The sequence below is a fragment of the Streptomyces sp. NPDC086549 genome, from assembly GCF_044746205.1.
GTDB lineage: Bacteria > Actinomycetota > Actinomycetes > Streptomycetales > Streptomycetaceae > Streptomyces.
Genome location: NZ_JBIVBS010000066.1, coordinates 1 through 1,597 on the forward strand (window position 1 = coordinate 1; position 1,597 = coordinate 1,597).

The following is a 1,597-nucleotide window of genomic DNA, read 5'->3' on the forward strand; positions in this document are numbered from 1 at the left end:
CGGATGCTCGGCCAACGGGCACGTCCGGTTCGGCGGGCGGGGATGGGAAAACCGACACCCGAGAGGGTGCACGGCGTCCCGTCCCCGACCCAACATCTCCCGCTGCCGGGCGACGGCGCTTCAGCCCTCTTCCAGGTGATCAACCAGAGGTATCTGAAGTCGAGCACGATCCTCACGACCAATGTCGGTATTGCCGACTGGGCCGGCGCTTTCGGCGACGCGACTGTTGCCGCCGCGATGCTCGACCGGCTCCTTCACCGCGCTGCCGTGGTCGGCATCGACGGACCCTCCTACCGGCTCCGCTCACACCAGTCGCATGCCGACAACCTCCGCAAAGGAGTGACCGGACGTGCTGGCTGAATTCCGGGAGTGTCCCATCTGCTGGACGTCATTCCAGGTCAACCGCAATGCGGCGGCCCGACACACCTACTGCACCCCCCGCTGCAAAGCAGAGGCCGCTCGGCGCCGACGCCGCGAACGCGACGAAGCCTCCGACGCCGCTGACGGCGAACGGATGACGCCAGCGTCACCAGACCCGACACCGCTCGCGCCCACAGCCGTCCGCAACTGCCCGCACTGCGGCAAGCCCGTCACCATCGTCGCCCTGCTGGCCACTCCCGAGGCCGCGCGACCGACCATCCCAGCAGCAAGCCGGGACGTGATCCCGATGCGCAGAGGCTGACACCGTCCGACGGGAATCGACAGGACACGATCAGTCGCCGTTCACTACTGTCACATGGGAAAGGATGTGGACATGGCACTGGTCAAAAAGGGATCGCGGCTCATCAACGTGGACGACACCACTTACCGATGGCGCCTGCGCGGACGGCCGACCTACGACCAGGGACTCGTCCACTCGCCTCTCACCTACGCGGTCGAGCATGCGGACAATCCAGGAACCACGCTGGTGATCACTACCAATCAGCCGCATCCGAGCAACTGGTTCGGAACCCCAAGCAGCCCAGTTCTGCCATCCCAGGTGGCTGACACCATCCGCACCGCTCTCACTCAGGGCTGGAGGCCCGAGAGCCCCGGCTCCCCCTTTCACCTCGACCAGTCAACAGGGTTCGTCTCGTCCCACTGACGCATCCCGCACTCAAGGACTCACCGACAGGCGATCGGTGAGTCCTTCTGCTTTCCGCTCCCCACATTCCCCAGTTGGTTCACTTCGTGAACCAACTGGGACGAAGAGCGACACTGAGGAATTTTCGAGATCGGCATCACCATCGGGCATGCTGCTGGATCGGTCATGACCGATCCAGCAGCATGCCATCGGTCACGCCCTAAGCGACGTACGAATCGGTCACGACTGACCAGGACGGAGCGGTCACGGAAGACGGGGCCGCACTCCCCGACGCGAACGGCCTCCGGGCTCTGGGTGATAACTCAGCTATCACCCAGAGCCCGGAGCGACAGGCACCCGTACACACGTCGGGCCCGGATGTCCCGTCTCAACGAATCGAGTCGACCGCGGTTCGTCTCAACGAATCCAGTCGCCGCAGGCTGAACCTTCCCCTTGATCGTGGACACCTGGAGACTGGGACATGAGGTTCCAGAGGAAGTAGTGCCAGGTGGGAAGCAAGAGCAACCGCAGCAG

2 protein-coding genes are annotated in these 1,597 nt (G+C 64.4%); both read left to right on the forward strand.

What is annotated here, in order from left to right; all coding sequences use genetic code 11:
• On the forward strand, window positions 1-360 hold a 360-nt coding region (locus ACIPSA_RS51385), incomplete at its 5' end, for an ATP-binding protein (protein WP_402649253.1).
• A 394-nt stretch (window positions 361-754) separates the two neighbouring features.
• A complete protein-coding gene (locus ACIPSA_RS51390; protein WP_402649255.1) occupies window positions 755-1,084 on the forward strand; it encodes a hypothetical protein in 330 nt (109 codons plus the stop codon).
• Window positions 1,085-1,597 lie beyond the last annotated feature (513 nt).

What these genes read in the sequence shown, in the direction of transcription:
- ACIPSA_RS51390 (WP_402649255.1), top strand. Translation starts at nt 755, where the DNA reads ATGGCACTGGTCAAAAAGGGATCGCGGCTCATCAACGTGGACGACACC.